Raw genomic sequence first — 18,217 nt, 5'->3', positions numbered from 1 at the left:
AGATTATGCCTCTTCCATATTATGATATACTTCCTGTACATCATCATCCTCATCCAACAGGTCAATAATTCTTTCAAAGTTCTTGATATCCGTTTCATCGGTAAGTGTTACTGTATTTTGAGGAATCATGGTGACTTCCGCAGATACCATCGGGATATTCTCTTTTTCAAGTGCTTCACGCACGGTTTCAAAATCAGCCGGATCTGTCGTGATTTCATAGCTGTCATCTTCTTCGCTGAAATCTTCTGCTCCGGCATCAAGTGCAAGCATCATAAATTCATCTGCATCGGTTTCATAATCTTCCTTTGCAACAATGATCTGACCCTTTTCGTCAAACATAAATGATACACAGCCCTGTGTACCGATGCTTCCGTGACCTTTTGTAAAGCAGTTACGCACATTAGCGGCAGTACGGTTCTTATTATCGGTCAAGCACTTCACAATAATTGCGGTGCCGCTTGGACCATAACCTTCATAAGTTGCAGACTCATAATTGACTGCTCCGCCTTCACCGGATGCTTTTTTGATACCACGCTCAATGGTATCATTTGGTACGTTGTTTGCTTTTGCTTTTGCAATTACCTGCGCAAGCTTAAAGTTATTGGCCGGATCCGGACCGCCTTCTTTCACAGCAACGGCAATTTCTCTACCGATCATGGTAAAAATTTTGCCTTTTGCTGCATCATTTTTTTCTTTCTTATGTTTAATATTTGCAAATTTTGAATGTCCTGACATGTTCAAATCCTCTTCTTTCTATATTTTCAGCTAAAGAAAATAATAACAAACTTATTGCAAATACGCAAGTTCTGTAAGACCATCCAGCAAATCGGACGCCATCAGTGCATATTTACCGACTTTTTGTGCTGCGACATCACCGGCCTGGCCATGAATTCTGGCGCCTACCGCACTGGCAAGATCATAAGGCATACCCTGTGCAATCAGAGACGCAATGATTCCTGCAAGTACATCGCCGCTGCCCGCGGTCGCCATTCCACTGTTTCCGGTCGTATTAATATAATGATTGCCATATGGAACGGCAGTGATGGAACGCGCCGATTTCAGGTGGCATACCACATTATAGGTATCAGCAAATTCACAGGCCTTTTCACAAAAATGCGATTCAATATAGGATACCGGCATCTGACACAATCTGGACATCTCTCCCAAATGCGGTGTTACAACGACATCCAGATGTGGATTAATCAAATCATCCGTATTTTCGGAAAGCAGATTTAACGCATCTGCATCCATCACAAGCGGTGCGATGACACCGGCTCTGGTCCATTGCAACAACTGCTTCGCCTGCTCACTTTGGCCGATTCCCGGTCCAATTAAAACGGCATCCGCCCATTTCAAATCTTCAAGAAAAACATTCTTATCAATTGTTTTGCCATAGGTATGCAATATTGCTTCCGGAATCAAAGTTTGCAAAGCCATGCGATTCTCCTGCGGCGTACAGATTTTGACCAGTCCGACACCGGTCCTGTATGCTGCCTTTGCAGCAAAATAAGCAGCTCCGGCCATGTCGACGCTTCCTGCAATCACCAGCAGTTTTCCAAAAGTGCCTTTATGTCCGTCCGGAATGCGTTTTGGCAACAACTGTCGAATATCCTCATCTTCCAGATACATTGCACGCGGTTTACGCTCTAAAATACTTTCCTCGGTGATGCCGATTGCCAGACAGTGAATCCGTCCGCAATAATCCGCTCCCGGATACAGATATTGTCCGAGTTTTTCATAAGAAAAGGTATAGGTATCATCCGCATGAAATGCTATGCCAAGAACATGACCATCCTCCGCTGAAATGCCGGAAGGCATATCAATTGCCACCTTTGTCGCATGCATGGCATTCAATTGTTCAATGATTGTATAATAGTTTCCTTCGATATTGCGGGAAAGTCCTGTTCCAAACAAGCCGTCCAGAATCAAATCAAACGATTCGTCCTGCAAATCATCTATTTGACGAACCAGCGGATAATGATAGGCTTGATAGGTTTGCAATTGCTGCTTAAGCAAGCCTTCTTCTTTCTCTGTACAGAGCAATACCGTAGCATTTTTGTTTTTTTGATTCAGCAGTCTTGCGATTGCAACACCATCTCCGCCATTGTTGCCACCGCCACATGCAATCAGTATATTTTTCGATTCCGGATATTGCAAAAGAAGCTCCTGAACAAAAACCAAAGCGGCCTGCTCCATCAGAATCTCTGATGGAACTCCAAAATGCTTTGTTGTATTTTCGTCCAAAAGCTTCATTTCCATTCCGGTCACAAGATATTTCATTCTTTTGCCTCTTCCTCTTCGACTTTGGATTCTTCTTTCAAGTCAAACATGTCTAAGATTTCTGCGCCAAAAATATCATGTAAATAAGAATACATTTCTTTATTGTTGATTTCTCTATTCTGTTTCCGAATAATATTTTTCTTTAAATCAATGCGAATCTGCTGAATCCAGTCATCGATTTCTTTTGCCTCTTTTTGATTTACACGCAGGAAATCATAACAATAGTCCATTGTTTCGAGCATCAATGCATCATTTGTATGCGCAATCTCATTCGGAATCTCAAGTAATTCATCTTCGCATTGTTCAAGGCGATCGTTGATATCATCAATCAGGCGCTTATTGTCCTCCATCTTCTTTTCTCTTGAAGATGCATCCATGGAATTTTCTGCCCCTTCCATATGATCCATGATATCTGACATCAGATTATTTTTTAATTTTTTCAGTTCTTTGAGATCCGTATTTAATTTTCCCTGACGGGCAAGCAATCCGTTCAATTGTGCTTCAAGTTCTTTCACTTGATCCGGTTTCCCATGAATCGCATACAGGCGATGCCATTTCTGATCCAAAACCAGCAATGGAATATGCTTGCCAACCATCACACTTTTGAAAAATTGTTGATCTTTCATGTCATATCCCTTTTCGCTGCAAAAAATCAAAGATATTATTTGTTTTTTACAATATTATATGATAATTGCATCAGACTGTCTGACAAATGTACATTCTCGACTACAACATCTTTTGCATCAATTGACAAATCCACATGTGCAAAATTCCAAATTGCATGAATTCCCAGTGAAACAAGATGATTTGCAATATCATCCGCGCTGGATTTCGGCATCGTCAATGCTGCAATATCAACATCATGTGTCTTTACAAAGTGATCGAGTTCTTTGACATGAAGCACTTCAATCCCTCGAATATTTTTGCCAATCAGCTCCTCTTTGACATCAAACAGGGCGATTGTATGAAAGCCCAGACGGTCAAATTTCATATAATTGGCAAGGGCCTGTCCCAAATTACCGGCTCCGATGATGATAATATTATGATTCTGATCCAATCCCAAAATTTTACCGATTTCCTCATACAGAAAAGAGACATTATATCCATATCCCTGCTGGCCAAATCCCCCGAAATTGTTCAAATCCTGACGAATCTGCGAAGCTGTCACAGACATCCGTTCACTCAACTCTCCGGATGAAATACGCTCTACGCCTTCATCTAGCAATTCACCTAAGTATCTGTAATAACGAGGCATTCTTCGTATTACAGCCTGTGAAATTTCCTTTTCCAAAACGCTATCCTCCAAAATCATATTTATGATTTTTCATATTATCTTTTCAGGATATTATTATAGAAAAACATTCACAGACTGTCAATGTGAAATAATTAACGATAATTTTGCTCCAGTTTCTCTCTGATGGCAAGGATAAAATCACGGCTGTTTAATACGGTCGGATTTTCAATCGTTGTAATCAGTGCAAGATCCTTTGTCATCTTTCCGGATTCGATGGTATCAATACATGCCTGCTCCAAATCATCCGCGAAACGCATCAAATCCGAATTACCGTCGAGTTCGCCGCGTTTGCGAAGTGCTCCTGTCCATGCAAAAATGGTAGCTACGGAGTTGGTTGAAGTTTCTTCACCTTTCAAATGTTTATAATAATGGCGCTGTACCGTACCATGTGCAGCCTCATATTCATAATAGCCGTTCGGTGAAACCAATACCGAAGTCATCATGGCCAGTGAGCCGAATGCCGAGCTGATCATATCGCTCATGACATCGCCGTCATAATTCTTACATGCCCAGATATAGCCGCCTTCGGATTTCATTACACGGGCAACCGCATCATCGATCAGGGTATAAAAGTATGTAATTCCGGCCTTGTCAAAAGCATCCTTATATTCACGATCAAAGATTTCCTGGAAGATATCTTTGAAGGTATGATCATATTTCTTGGAAATGGTGTCCTTGGTTGCAAACCACAGATCCTGCTTGGTATCGAGTGCATATTTGAAGCAGCTGTGTGCAAAACTTTCGATGGAATCGCAGAGATTATGCTGTCCCTGAATCACACCGGCGCCCTTGAACTCATGAATCAGTTCTCTGGTTTCCGTTCCGTCTGCAGCAGTATAAACAAGTTCTGCTTTTCCGGCAGCCGGAATTTTCATCTCAGTTGCCTTATATACATCACCATATGCATGCCTTGCAATGGTAATTGGTTTTTTCCATGTTTTAACATTCGGTTCAATTCCTTTGACGACAATCGGAGCACGGAAAACGGTTCCGTCAAGCATTGCACGGATCGTGCCGTTCGGGCTCTTCCACATTTCTTTTAAATCATATTCTGTCATACGCGCAGCATTCGGTGTAATGGTTGCACATTTTACTGCCACACCGTATTTTTTTGTTGCATTGGCTGAATCTACAGTCACTTGATCATTGGTGCGGTTTCTCTCTTCCAAACCAAGATCATAATATTCTGTCTTTAAATCCACAAACGGAAACAGTAACTCATCCTTGATCATCTGCCAGAGGATTCTGGTCATCTCGTCTCCATCCATCTCAACCAACGGGGTGCTCATTGTAATCTTGTTCATAATTTCTCCTTCACACTCGGCATTTACAGCTTTAGTTCATTAAATTAAAGTATAAAAGCCACATGCGATTTCGTCAAGGAAAAATTTGCTCGGAAATATTAGGAATAATCAGCAATTTATCCAAAGGGTATTCCGCAATCCCCTTTCCGTCAGTGCCAAGATAATACTTTTCTCCCGCAGTTTCAAAAACGATATGGATATCATTTTCCGGATCTATATCAATTTCTTCCGATCCCGGTGGCATTTCCACTTCCGCTACAGGCCTGTTTGGCTGTGCCGACAAATCCGCAACCGACTGATAGATTTTCAGATAGGAGGAAGAATTGCGACCGTAGGAAGTACTCAGATAGACATGACCGAAGGAGTCAAATGCGATTCCCTGCACTTTGGACGGAATTGTATAGCCTCCCATCTTCTTTAATGTATTGCGATTCCCATCATAATAATAGGATACCAGTTTACCGTTCATCAAAATATTATGTGTGGCGACCCAGATTCTGCCATCATAAAAACTGATGCAGGATGGTTTGTTGCTGACCTTATACGAATCTACCACAGCGGAAGCATCAACGACTTCCCCTCTGTTTTTATTTACCATCAAATCGATAAAATCAAGCGAAATCCGCTCGATTGTCATGCGTTTGGAATTGCATACCCAGACATTTAAGCCATCAAAGGCAACGCCTCCGAGATGGCTCTTTGGATCCATCGCAAGCGTCACAAGATAAGAATTGGTTTCGCGGTCAAATACCATCAATTCACCCATTGCATTTTCCTGTGTGGAATAGGCTGTAATCAGAACATATTTTTCCGTAAAACAGAATCCCTGCGGTAATTGATCTGTACTTGAAATCATGCGACTGATAAAATCTTTTTCTTTTGTTGATGGCATACCCGGAATATTTAAATCTTCAAGAAAATAATAATCCATATTCTTTAATGCATAATAATCTGCCGAAGTGGAAAGAAATGAAAGTTTTTCCTCATAAGGATAATGCATTACATTCCCGACATTATCAATATTGGCATCCCATCTGGCATACAATACCAGTGTCATTGCTGAAGAAGTATCCACCCAATGAACTCTGTGCGTATAATGACTGTCCAGATACCAGCCTTTGAAAGCAAATCCGTTTTTGTAAGGTGCACGCAAATAGATTTCCCCTTGATCTGTGGTAAAATCCGATTGATTAAAGGGATTATTGGTACCGCCAAACAGGATATATACAATATGCGTATGTCCCTGATGTCCGTCAGGGAGTACTTCTGCATGTAAAGAACGGGGAGCGATTAAAATCGCTCCCCAGAATATCAGCACAAACAGTATGCATTTTATAATACTACTCTTCTGCATCAACAATCTTGTTTGCCCTTTCCTGAATTTCTTTGTCTGCAACTTCCGGTGGAGCCTGTTCATATCTGGAGAACTCATATGAGAAGGTTCCGCTGCCGCTGGTCATTGACCGAAGCTGCGTATTATAACCATATAATTCAATATATGGAATATCTGCAACGATTTCCTGCGCACCGTTATCGGTTGGATTCATACCCATGACACGTCCGCGTCGCTTATTCAAATCGCCCATGATATCTCCGGTATACTGATCCGGAACGACGACCTTTAATGTCGCAATCGGCTCAAGCAATACAGGTTTCGCTTTCATAAATCCATCTTTAAATGCGCCTTTTGCAGCTACTTTAAATGCCATTTCCGAAGAATCAACCGGATGATAAGAACCATCATAAAGAACTGCCTTCACACCGATGACAGGATATGCGGCAAGCGGTCCGCTTAATACCGCCTCTGCAATGCCTTTCTCTACCGCCGGGAAGAAGTTCTTCGGTACAGCACCGCCGACAACACATTGATCAAATTCATATGCCTCTTCCATATTGCCGGACGGCTCGAATGTCATCTTAACATGACCATACTGTCCATGTCCACCGGATTGTTTCTTGTATTTGTATTCCACATCCGCTTTCTGCTTTATGGTTTCTCGGAATGCCACCTTCGGGCGCTTCAATTCGATATCCACTTTGTACTTGTCAAGCAGGATGGATTTGACAACATCCAGATGCTGATCGCCCATGCCATATAGAAGCGTCTGTCCGTTCTCACTGTCATTTTCATGACGAAGTGTCAGATCCTCCATCATCATCTTTTGGATTGCCTGAGAAATCTTATCCTCATCGCCTTTGTTGACCGCTTTATAGCGCATCGATACATAAGGCTTGGAAAGATTCGTACGCAAATAAGCGACCGGACGCGCTTTTGTGGAAAGCGTATCTGTTGTCAATGTCTTGCTGAGTTTCTGCAATGCGCCGATATCTCCGGCATGCAATTCCGAAACCTCTTCTGCTTTGCCACCGCACATCACATAGATATGGCCAAGCTTTTCTTCCGTATCACGATGATAATTGTAAAGGACATCATCTGTCTTGATGACACCTGAATTCACTTTGATCAGAGAATATTTTCCGATGAACGGATCCACAATGGTCTTAAATACATATGCTGACTTTGGTTTTGAGAAATCATAATTGGCTTCAAAAACTTCATTGGTCTTCGTATCAATTCCCGCACATTCTACTTTTTCCGGAGAAGGGAAATATTTCACGATATCCGCCATCAATGTATACATTCCGCGTGCAAGCGTATTTGAGCCCATCAGAACCGGAACAATCGATCCGTCAAGAACATTCAGGCGCAGTGCGGAACGAATCTCATCATCCGAGAATTCGTCGCCGTTAAAATAGCGGTCCATAAATTCCTCACTGGTCTCAGCCACAGCTTCCAATAAAGCTTCACGACATAATTTCAGATTATCAAGAGAATAGTCCGGAACTTCAAATTTGTCCACGCTTCCGGATGCATTCCATTTCTTTGCTTTTTGCTGGATTACATTTACATATCCGACAAATTCCTGGTTTTCACGAATCGGCAGATGGAATGGAGCAATCTTCTTGCCATACAGGTTCTGCAAATCTTCTACGACCTGTCTGTAGCTTGCATTGTCAATATCCATCTCCGTTACAAAAATCATACGAGGGAGTTTGTATTTATCACATAATTCCCAGGCTTTTTTTGTCCCCGTTTCAATTCCGCTCTTGCCTGAAACAACAATAATGGCAGCATCTGCGACCGAAACCGCTTCTTCCACCTCTCCTACGAAATCAAAATATCCCGGAGTGTCGAGAATATTGATTTTGTACTCTCCCCAAGGAATAGGAAGGACGGAAGCAAAAATAGAAAACTGACGTTTCTGCTCTTCTTTGTCAAAATCGCTGATGGTATTCTTATCAGCAATTGTTCCCATGCGGTTTGTCATTCCTGCCAGATAGGCCATTGCCTCTGCAAGCGATGTCTTGCCGCAGCTTCCGTGTCCCAAGAGTACAACATTACGAATCTTGTCGGTTGTGTAAACATTCATGGTAAAAATCCTCCCGTATAAAATTTTAGTATGGTTATATTCTACTAATTAACGAATGATTTTACAATAGATTTATGCAAATTTACCATATATTCTTTTTGCCGGAAATACTATAAAATAAATTTATTGTAATTTATGAATGTAACAAGTAAAAGGAATACAGAAAAGAATTATGAAACTCGATAAAATTGGATTCATCGGACTCGGTCTGATCGGCGGATCCATCGCCATGAAATTAAAAGAATTGCATCCCAATGCACAGATCATTGCAACCGCTCACAGTCAGTCTACCATAGAGACAGCGCATAAAATGGGGATCATTGAAAATGACAGTCTGCTCTCCATTGATCGGTTTGCATCCTGTGACTTGATTTTTTTATGTGCCCCGGTCGAAAAAAATATTGAATATCTGACAAAGCTCAAACCGGTCATCCAACCGGACTGTATCATCACTGATGTCGGAAGTACCAAAGCAACCATTCATGAAAAAGTAAACGAGCTGGGGTTAAACAGGCAGTTCATCGGCGGACATCCTATGACAGGATCGGAAAAAACAGGAATCGCCTATGCCAATCCGCTCTTTTTGGAAAATGCATATTATATCATTACACCTACCGAGCAGACCGCTCCGGTTCATGTACAGCAATATGTGGAAATGGTACGTTCATTTGGTTCAATTCCACTCGTGCTTGACAGCCAAAAACATGATCGCGCCACTGCGGCAATCAGTCATTTGCCGCACATGATTGCTTTTTCGCTGGCCAATTTTGTGGAGTCCATTGATGACGATGATGAAATTATGCGCACCATTGCTGCAGGCAGTTTTCGTGATATGACCCGCGTCGCCGCTTCAAGTCCGGCCATGTGGGAAAGCATCGCAAGCACCAACCGCAGTCAGATTATTCGTTTAATGGATGAATATATTGCCTTTTTTAATGATTTGAAGGAAAAGATGGTTCATTATGATGCCAAAGAAATCACCGATTATTTTGAAAATGCCAAAAATTATCGTGATTCGCTGAATCTGCCGGGCAAGCCGGGCAAGAGTATGGTCCATGAAATTTTCCTTGACCTGAATGATGAAGCCGGAAAAATTGCCAATATCGCAACCATTCTTGCCTATCATCAGGTCAATATCAAAAATATCGGAATCATTCACAACCGTGAATTCGAAGAAGGTGTTCTGCGCATTGAATTTTACGAAGAACAAGCCAAAGAACGCGCAATCTTATTGCTCAAAGGACATAATTTTGTCATTCATGTCCGCTAATAATCAAACTTAGTACAAATCCTGTTCAAGGCATTCGAAATAATTCTCGAATGTCTTGCGACAGCACATCGGATTTTCAATGATAATCCCATCTATGATCAGCCCCGGCATCGTAAATGCCATTGCCACACGATGATCGTCAAACGTCTGAATCTGCGCCGCATGCGGTTTGGACGGATGAATTGTAATCACGCCATCAGATTCGGCAGCCTCAATTCCCATTTCTTTTAAATTACACAAAATCGCATTGATCCGGTCGCACTCCTGCATCCGAATATGATCGACGCCTTCGATTTGGACATCGGAATCTGCAAATACTGCAATCGCTGCCATGGTTAAAGCCTGATCCGAAAATTCACTGAAATCAAAACTGCCTCCGTGCAACTGTTTGCCCGGAATCAGTTCAATGCCTTCTTCCGTCTCTCTCAACTGACATCCCATTTTCTCTAAAACATGTAAAAAAGCAAGATCTCCCTGCATACTGTCAAAATGTACATTTGCCACTATGCTCTTTTGTCCGAGAATCGCTCCCATCGCATAAAAATAGCATGCTGCCGACACATCCGGCTCAATGATATAATCGCCGGTATGAAAATCCGCAATCATTTTTTCGGTAATTTCGACATATTTCATACCATGCGTTCCGGTAATATGGATTTCAAAGGCTGGCGGCAAAAGCGGTTTTGCAATCAAAAGAGCACTCAAAAACTGGCTGCTCTTGTCTATGCAGACCGTCGTGCTGTTTGTACGCAGACGCCCCATCCCGATTGTAAACGGAAAATGATACGGTTCCTGCTCATATTCGATTCGGACGCCGATTTCTTCGAGTGCACCAAGCAGTTCTTTCATCGGGCGTTTTTGCATCTGTTCGGAACAGGTCATGCGATATCGACCGATTGACAGCCCCAGAAAAGCAGTCAGAAAGCGTGCTGCAGTTCCGGCACTACCGACATATACCTCTGCACATTCCTTTGGAATACGACCGCCAAGTCCGGTGATTGTCACACATGCATTTGTTTCATCAATATCCACTTCAAAACCCAAATCCAGCAGAGCCTGCATGAACACACGCGAATCATCGGAAAACAGAACAGAATGCAGACAGGTTTTCCCGTCCGCCATCGCAGCCAGAAGCAAGGCACGATTAGTAATGCTCTTCGATCCCGGCACCTGTGCATGAATTTCATGTGGGTTTGTAACCGGTCTGACCGGATAAAGTTCGAGTTGATTTGCTTTCATAAAATTCTCCTCATCGTAAGAAAAAAGGCCCGCAAACTGCAGGCCTTTGAAAAACATGTTCTAAATTTTATAAATCATTGAAAATCTGATAAATATCAATCTTTAATGCATCCGTATCTGTCATGCCGATAAAGATGGCACCATAATGATATTCACCGTCTCTTTCTTCTCCACGAACGATCTCAATTACCGCATCGACAACTTCTTTTGTCCAAATCTGAATCTTGGTATCATAATAAGTGCCGACTTCAAGCTTCTGATTCGCACGGAATCCAAGACCGCTGCGGGAAATATCTGTGACATTCACATGCACATACTTTAATGTAGTAACCCCATCCTCATCCAATCTTTCCAATTGAACTGAGACATCCAAGTCTAAGCGTTTGTGCTTTCTTTTTTCTTCCATTGTAAAAATCTCCTGTCCTGTGATATAACAACCCGATTTAACTAATATCATCATATTACAAGGAGCATATTTTTACAAGTTTATTTTTCGTCATCCGTGATAAACATGGCATCTCCGAAACTGAAGAAACGATAGCGTTCTTTCACCGCCTCTTCGTAGGCAGCCAATACATGTTCTCTTCCCGCAAGTGCTGAAACAAGCATGACTAACGTAGACTCCGGCAAATGGAAATTGGTGATCAGGCAGTCAATCACCTTAAACTGATAACCCGGATAGATAAAAATCTGGGTCCATCCGCTGGTTGCCTTCAGGAAACCATTTTCATCCGCGGCAGATTCCAATGTTCGGGTGCTTGTGGTTCCAACAGAAATGACACGGTGTCCGTTTGCCTTGGTCTGGTTGATCAAATCCGCGGCCTCTTGCGTGATCTGATAATATTCCGAATGCATATGGTGGTCGAGTACATTCTCCACCTTTACCGGTCTGAATGTACCCAATCCTACATGCAAAGTAACCTCAGCAATCAAAACCCCTTTGTCTTTTACTTTCTGCAGCAGTTCTTTTGTAAAATGAAGTCCGGCCGTCGGTGCGGCAGCTGAGCCGTCATATTTCGCATAAACGGTCTGATAACGATTTTTATCTTTGAGTTCATGCGTGATATATGGCGGAAGCGGCATCTGGCCAAGCTGGTCGAGAATTTCCTCAAAAATGCCTTCATAAGTAAAATGAATTTCACGATTTCCTTCTTCAAGCACATCGGTAATCTCACCGTGCAGCAGTCCGTCACCAAAAATCACCTTGGCGCCCGGCTTTAATTTTTTGCCCGGACGGACAAGACATTCCCAGTTGTCGTTCTCTTTGCGCTTCAGCAACAGAACCTCAACATGAGCTCCTGTTTCTTCTTTTACGCCAAAAAGACGGGCCGGAATGACTTTTGTATTATTTAAAACCAGACAGTCACCCGGATTTAAATAATCAATGATATCCGAAAAAATCTTATGTGTTACCGCACCTGTTGTCCGGTTTAATACCATCAGTCTTGAAGAGCTTCTGTCCTCAAGCGGATCCTGCGCAATCAGTTCCTGTGGTAAATCATAATAAAAATCTTTTACATCCATTTTTTTGCCTGCTATTACGCTCTGAGTGTTGCCCCGAGATTTTCTTTTAAGTCATTTAAGATGGTCTCAACAAAGCCTTCCACCTTTTTGCCTTTCAATTTTTCATCTCTCGGAGTAAATACAACCGAAAATGCCATACTCTTCTTGTCATCCGGAAGCTGACTTCCTTCATAAACATCGAACAGTGTAACAGAGGTGACATAATCGCATGCAGCATAGATTCGTTTTTCTACTTCTGCACAGGTTGTATTCTTATCTACAACAAAAGCGAAATCTCTCTTTTCTTCATCAAATTTTGAAATTGGTACAAATACCTGTGGCTTACCATAATACTTCGAAAGAACACGAAGGTCAAGTTCCATCACAAAAGAATCCACGGTCATATTCAGCTCATCGGCCACTTCGTAGGATACTTTTCCGACATAACCAACCGTTTCCCCATCGCAGGAAACAATTGCTGTCTGATATGGATGAAGGAATGTCTTTGTGCCTGCTTCATAATCAAATTTCACACCAAGTGTATCGGCAACTACATCACCAAGTCCCTTGATGGTAAAGAAATTCTCTTCTTTTCCAAACACACCGATGCAGATAGTTTCTCTCTCATCCGGATATTCGGTCAACGGAAGAGACTTTGGAATGAAGATATTGCCAAGTTCAAAAATGCGTCCTTCCGTGATTCCTTTTTTCTGGTTTCCAGCCATTGCACGGAGCATTTCCGGTGCCAGTGTGGTTCTCATCAAAGACAAATCAATATTGATTGGATTGATCAGCTGAATCGCATTGCGCTCTTTCGCATTCTCCGGCAAACGAAGGAGATCCAGGTCACTTGGGGAGAAGAAAGAATAATGCATACCTTCATAAGCACCTGCAGCACAGAGTGCACGTTTGATCTTTAATTCACTCTTCTGACGCAGATTCAATCCACCCATGGTTACCTGCGCGGTAGGCATGAAAGTAGATTTGACATGATCATATCCATACATACGGATTACTTCTTCCGCAACATCCGGATAATCTTCCATATCTTCACGATATGCCGGGATCTGTAAAGTCAGTTCATCGCCGTTGATTACCGGAGCCATATTCAGGTTGGTAAGAATTCGGACAATATCCTCATTCGGTACGGTAATTCCCAATACGCCATTGACTTTATTAATCGACACTTTCATCTCGGTCGGCTCAACGGAGTTGCCGGTATTCTGTTCAAAATGGGAAGCCGAAACGGTTCCGCAGCCCAGCTCTTCGATCAAATGAAGCGCACGCTTCATCGCCATCACGGTTGTATATTCGTAAACGCCCTTTGCATATAAAGCGCTGGAATCCGATGCCTGTCCAAGGGCACGGGATGACTTGCGGATATTGTCTCTGGCAAATTTTGCAGCCTCAAACATTACCTCAGTCGTATCATCTTTGATTTCGGAATTTAAGCCACCCATGATTCCGGCCAAAGCAACAGGCTTTTTGCCGTCGCAGATAATCAGATTCTGATCATTTAATTCAAATTCCTTCTCGTCGAGTGTCACGATTTTCTCGCCTTCTTTTGCACGGCGAACACAAATTTGATTGCCTTCGATAAAGCGATAATCAAACGCATGCATCGGCTGACCAAATTCTTTTAATACATAATTGGTGATATCGACAATATTGGAAATCGAAGAAATTCCGGTCAGTGCCAGACGACGTCTCATCCATGCCGGTGAAGGTCCAATCTTGACATCATATACATAATGTGCCGAATAACGCGGACACAAATCCGTCGCTTCTACCGATACCGAAAAATCATCTTTCATTGTATCCTTCGGTGTAAAATCCAAAGAAGGTGCTTTTAATTCCTTGCACAATACGGCAGCAACTTCTCTTGCGATACCGTAAATGCTCTGGCAATCCGGACGGTTTGCCGTAATTGCAATATCATAAATCTGATCATCCAGACCAAGAATCGGCTTCACATCCGCTCCGATCGGTGCGTCCTCAGGCAATACCAAAAGACCGTTGTATCCTGCTCCCGGGTAAAGATCCTCATTTAAGCCAAGTTCTACTCCGGAACAAAGCATTCCGAAAGAATCATAGCCGCGCAATTTGCCCTGTCCGATTTCCATCACGCCTTCGATGGTTACATGATCTTTTGCTGTCGCATAAACCGTTGCTCCGATTAATGCAAGCGGATATTTGCCGCCGGCTTTCACGTTATCTGCGCCGCAGCAAATCTGGAGGATTCCTGCTTCTCCCGCATCCACTTTGCACAAATGCAAATGGGTATCCGGAATCGGTTCACACTCCTTGACATAACCTACTACGACCTTTGAGATATCTTTGCCGACTTCATATCGCTCTTCTACCTCAAATCCGCATGAAAATAATTTATCTTCCAACTCCTGTGGAGTGACATCAATATCTACATATTCTTTTAACCAGCTCAGTGGTGCTAACATAATGGTATCTCCTTTCCCAATTTCTAGTCGTCAATCTGCTTTAATACACGCATATCGGATTCAAATAACAATTTGATATTATTGATTCCGTACTTGAGCATTGCAATACGCTCAACGCCGATACCAAATGCAAATCCACTGTAGATGTCCGTATCAATGCCGCAGCCTTCCAGTACCTTTTTGTTGACTACACCGGCTCCGAGCACTTCAATCCATCCTGTTCCCTTGCAGAGTTTGCAGCCTTTTCCGCCGCACTGGAAGCAGCTGACATCAACTTCTACGGATGGCTCGGTAAACGGGAAATAAGAAGGTCTCAAACGTGTTGTAGTACCTTTTCCGAATACTTCCTGTACGAATTCATCCAGCATACCCTTCAAATCGCAAAGTGTGATACCTTTGTCCACGACCAGTCCCTCCATCTGAGAGAACATTGGTGAATGGGTTGCATCATCATCGGAACGGAATACCTTTCCCGGAGAAATGATTTTAATCGGTGGCTTCTGATTTTCCATAACATGAATCTGACCAGCAGAAGTCTGTGTACGAAGCAAAAACTCCGGAGACAGATAGAATGTATCCTGCATATCACGCGCCGGATGATCCTGCGGAGTATTTAAAGCAGTGAAATTATAATAATCCGTCTCGATTTCCGTTCCTTCATATACTTCAAATCCCATTGAGCCGAAAATATCGGTCAACTGATTTTTCACCTGTGTGATTGGATGCAAATTGCCATGCGTATGCTTGGAAGAAGGCATTGTAACATCGATTTTCTCTGATTCATAACGCTTTTTAAGTGCTTCCTCTTCGAATTTTACCTTTTTTTCTTCAAGCAATGCTTCAATGGCTTCTCTTGTCTCATTGACAAGCTGTCCCACTTTCGGTCTGTCTTCCGGGGCCACATCTTTCATGCCCTTTAATACAGCAGTCAATTCACCGGTTTTGCCGAGTACAGCCATACGAACATCATTTAATTTTTCCAGTCCGTCTGTTGCTTCAATTGCTGCAATTGCTTTTTCTTTAATCTGTTGCAGTTTCTCTTTCATTGTCTTTCTCCTCTTTTTTCTGAAAATAAAAAAAGCTCCGTCACCTTATCTGCATAATAAGGGACGAAACTGTCTGTTCCGCGATACCACCCTGATTCCCGTATTCATGGAATACGGACACTCGGTTTTGCTTAACGCGCATCATACGGCATGGACTAATCTTTTGTTCACCCATGCAGCTCCTGTGCGAAATTCAATGTTCATCCTGAATAAGAAAATTTACAGCCGGTGATTTTCTCTCTCTGGAAGCGGTGTTGATCATCTACTGAACACATTCATTGCCTTTATATTTATGAAACTTTTGCTATAATACCACAGCAAGTAAAAAAAGTCAAAAAATCCCGGAAGTGCCGGTTCTCGCGATTTAGACTCCTAGCGCATAGCCAGGTGGGTAACCGCAACTTACACCTCTGCCGTCCCCTAGCCTGTCGTACGGTGGCTGACGGCTCCGACAAGTCGGCATGGCCAGCCCAGGGGGGCATGACATTAATGAAGCAATTTAAGAATCCCATGAAAAGTAGATGTAGGTTCTAAATAGCAAGAGTTATCGTGCACTCCAGGTACCTTTATTATACCTTTCATCCAACTTTTCTTCAAGACCTTTGACAACGACACTTCCTGTTTTTGTGATTACATATCCTTGAAATATTTCTTTAACGCACGTCGATACTGGAAAATGAACAAAAAAAATACAATTAAAAACAGTCCCAGTGTCGGATAATTTGCCCATGATATCACCTTAAAATAATCCAAAAGGAAACCGGCAATACCAGCTATCAGCGATGCGATGGAAAAGACAATCATCCACGGATAAATTGCATCGATAAATGCTTTCTCGTCCACACAATTTTTAATCAGTTCCTCTCCCATAACTGATTTATGAATTTTTCCGCTCTTTTTCATTCCGATTCCAACCACCAAAAGATAGATTGCGGCAGCCAAAATACAGAAATCAATAATATAAATTGAATTCATAAAAGCACCTCCATATATTATTACTTATCATACTATATTTTTAATTTCTTGTCATTGCAAATCCGACAAAAATCGTTGAAATCAAATAGTGTTTCATGTAAAATATGAATATAAATGAACGAGGTAAATCATATGGATATTAATACTTGCAAAATTTTAATTACAGATGATTCCATTTTAGCACGCAAACAATTAAAAGATATTATTCTTACCATCGGCAATCCTACTTTTATTGAAGCGGTTGACGGGGCTGATTGCGTGGAAAAGTATCGCAAGCATCGTCCGGACATTGTGTTCCTTGACATTGTTATGCCAAAAATGACCGGGAATGCTGCAATTGAGGAAATCATGAAAATCAATCCGGATGCTTTTATTATTATCTGCTCTTCCATCGGCACCAAATCTCAATTAAAGAGTGCACTTGAAGCCGGTGCAAAAGAATTTATCCAAAAGCCAATCGAAAAGGATCAAGTAATTGAGACCATTACGAAGCGTATAAAAGGGAGATAATATATGTATACTCAATTTTTTGGCAACTATCTCTTGGCACATAATTATGTTACGCAAGAGCAACTTTTTGATGCCATGAAACGAGAGTCCGATGCCCGCATGCGACTTGGTACGCTTGCAATCAGCAAAGGATATATGACCGCTCAGGAAGTTGAAGAAGTCATCATTGCACAAACTCATTTAGGTCGCAAATTCGGCGAAATTGCTGTTGAAAACGGTTTTCTTACAGAAGAACAGGTCATGACGCTCTTGCGCGAACAAAGTCCTGATTTTTTACTTCTGGGACAGATTCTGGTGGACGATGGCATTCTTTCGCATGCAGATCTGGAAAATATCATTGCAGATTATCGTTCCGAAAATGAAATCATCGATTTGGAAATTAATTCCGACAATCATGAAGTCATCACGCATCTGATTGACAATCTTTTTTGCAGTGAACCGAACATCACATCTGAGAGCAAAAATTATTTTGAATTATTATTTAATGATTTTATCCGCTTCGTCGGTGAAGATTTCACCCCATTACCTGCGGAATCAATCACAGCTTTCCCGGTTGATTATTGCATTACGCAATCAATTGAAGGGGATTATCAAATTCGCTCATTCCTTTCAATGGACGAAGAAACTGCAATTGCATTTGCTTCGCGCTATGTGGGCGACAGTTTCATGGAATATGACGAATATGTACAAGCCTCTTTGGAGGATTTCCTGAATCTACATAATGGATTATTCATTGTCAATGCATCCAATTTTGCTTCTGTGGAATTGTCCATTACGCCACCGGAAATCATCAAAGATCCGATTATTGACTTCAAACATTCAGCATATCATTTCCAGGTATTATATTCCTTTGGAATTGTTCATTTTATCATCGAATTATTATCACATTAAAAAATGCCCTGCATTTGC

16 protein-coding genes and 1 other annotated feature are annotated in these 18,217 nt (G+C 42.0%); of the genes, 3 read left to right on the top strand and 13 right to left on the bottom strand.

The genetic code is table 11. From position 1 onward, the window contains the following. Window positions 1–3: 3 nt before the first annotated feature. The 7 genes from CSX02_RS02220 to CSX02_RS02190 all read right to left on the bottom strand — a co-directional run bounded on the left by CSX02_RS02220 (window position 4) and on the right by CSX02_RS02190 (window position 8,309). Complete coding sequence (locus CSX02_RS02220; protein WP_099385468.1) at window positions 4–735, bottom strand: YebC/PmpR family DNA-binding transcriptional regulator; 732 nt, start codon at window positions 733–735, stop codon at window positions 4–6. Between the two features lie 51 nt (window positions 736–786). Then, on the bottom strand, window positions 787–2,280 hold the full coding sequence (locus tag CSX02_RS02215) for an NAD(P)H-hydrate dehydratase (protein WP_099385467.1): 1,494 nt from the start codon (window positions 2,278–2,280) through the stop codon (window positions 787–789). Continuing rightward, a complete protein-coding gene (locus CSX02_RS02210; protein ID WP_099385466.1) occupies window positions 2,277–2,906 on the bottom strand; it encodes a hypothetical protein in 630 nt (209 codons plus the stop codon). The genes CSX02_RS02215 and CSX02_RS02210 overlap by 4 nt, the downstream gene beginning before the upstream one ends. Before the next feature lie 35 nt (window positions 2,907–2,941). Beyond that, window positions 2,942–3,592, bottom strand: coding sequence for a redox-sensing transcriptional repressor Rex (locus CSX02_RS02205; RefSeq protein WP_031545490.1), 651 nt, complete (start codon window positions 3,590–3,592; stop codon window positions 2,942–2,944). Window positions 3,593–3,666: 74 nt separating this feature from the next. Further along, window positions 3,667–4,878 (bottom strand): NADP-dependent isocitrate dehydrogenase, encoded by a 1,212-nt coding sequence (locus CSX02_RS02200; protein WP_099385465.1) that lies wholly within the window; start codon window positions 4,876–4,878, stop codon window positions 3,667–3,669. Window positions 4,879–4,951: 73 nt separating this feature from the next. Beyond that, entirely contained in the window at window positions 4,952–6,232 is a 1,281-nt protein-coding gene (locus CSX02_RS02195) for an InlB B-repeat-containing protein (protein WP_099385464.1), read from the bottom strand. Next, entirely contained in the window at window positions 6,219–8,309 is a 2,091-nt protein-coding gene (locus tag CSX02_RS02190) for an elongation factor G (RefSeq protein WP_031545496.1), read from the bottom strand. Before CSX02_RS02190 ends, CSX02_RS02195 begins: the two co-directional genes overlap by 14 nt. Window positions 8,310–8,481: 172 nt before the next feature. On the opposite strand from CSX02_RS02190, the gene CSX02_RS02185 reads away from it, so the two are divergent. Continuing rightward, window positions 8,482–9,579 carry a prephenate dehydrogenase gene (locus tag CSX02_RS02185; protein ID WP_099385463.1) on the top strand — a complete coding sequence of 366 codons (1,098 nt, stop codon included), beginning with the start codon at window positions 8,482–8,484 and terminating at the stop codon, window positions 9,577–9,579. A 9-nt stretch (window positions 9,580–9,588) separates the two neighbouring features. Here the strand turns inward: CSX02_RS02185 and aroA are convergent, their stop codons facing one another. The 6 genes from aroA to CSX02_RS02150 form a co-directional block, all read right to left on the bottom strand. Continuing rightward, complete coding sequence (gene aroA, locus CSX02_RS02180; RefSeq protein WP_099385462.1) at window positions 9,589–10,818, bottom strand: 3-phosphoshikimate 1-carboxyvinyltransferase; 1,230 nt, start codon at window positions 10,816–10,818, stop codon at window positions 9,589–9,591. Window positions 10,819–10,885: 67 nt separating this feature from the next. After that, window positions 10,886–11,224 (bottom strand): PilZ domain-containing protein, encoded by a 339-nt coding sequence (locus CSX02_RS02175; protein ID WP_031545502.1) that lies wholly within the window; start codon window positions 11,222–11,224, stop codon window positions 10,886–10,888. A gap of 80 nt (window positions 11,225–11,304) precedes the next feature. Next, window positions 11,305–12,342 carry a tRNA preQ1(34) S-adenosylmethionine ribosyltransferase-isomerase QueA gene (queA, locus tag CSX02_RS02170; protein ID WP_031545504.1) on the bottom strand — a complete coding sequence of 346 codons (1,038 nt, stop codon included), beginning with the start codon at window positions 12,340–12,342 and terminating at the stop codon, window positions 11,305–11,307. Between the two features lie 14 nt (window positions 12,343–12,356). Then, window positions 12,357–14,777, bottom strand: a complete 2,421-nt coding sequence (gene pheT, locus CSX02_RS02165; protein WP_099385461.1) for a phenylalanine--tRNA ligase subunit beta — start codon at window positions 14,775–14,777, stop codon at window positions 12,357–12,359. Between the two features lie 23 nt (window positions 14,778–14,800). Then, window positions 14,801–15,823 carry a phenylalanine--tRNA ligase subunit alpha gene (pheS, locus tag CSX02_RS02160; protein WP_031545508.1) on the bottom strand — a complete coding sequence of 341 codons (1,023 nt, stop codon included), beginning with the start codon at window positions 15,821–15,823 and terminating at the stop codon, window positions 14,801–14,803. A gap of 56 nt (window positions 15,824–15,879) precedes the next feature. Continuing rightward, window positions 15,880–16,111: a binding site (T-box leader), on the bottom strand. Window positions 16,112–16,453: 342 nt separating this feature from the next. After that, window positions 16,454–16,798: a hypothetical protein gene (locus CSX02_RS02150; RefSeq protein WP_099385460.1), complete on the bottom strand. Its 345-nt coding sequence runs from the start codon at window positions 16,796–16,798 to the stop codon at window positions 16,454–16,456. Window positions 16,799–16,930: 132 nt separating this feature from the next. Between CSX02_RS02150 and CSX02_RS02145 the strand changes: the two genes are divergently transcribed. Together CSX02_RS02145 and CSX02_RS02140 are read left to right on the top strand one after the other, a co-directional pair. Further along, complete coding sequence (locus CSX02_RS02145; protein ID WP_099385459.1) at window positions 16,931–17,308, top strand: response regulator; 378 nt, start codon at window positions 16,931–16,933, stop codon at window positions 17,306–17,308. Between the two features lie 75 nt (window positions 17,309–17,383). Next, a complete protein-coding gene (locus CSX02_RS02140) occupies window positions 17,384–18,199 on the top strand; it encodes a chemotaxis protein CheX (protein ID WP_242970397.1) in 816 nt (271 codons plus the stop codon). The last annotated feature ends 18 nt before the right edge of the window (window positions 18,200–18,217 follow it).

The sequence above is a fragment of the Agathobacter ruminis genome (assembly GCF_002735305.1).
Taxonomy (GTDB): domain Bacteria; phylum Bacillota; class Clostridia; order Lachnospirales; family Lachnospiraceae; genus Roseburia; species Roseburia ruminis.
Note: the sequence above shows the minus strand (reverse complement) of the source record. Positions and strands in the feature narration are given on the sequence as shown.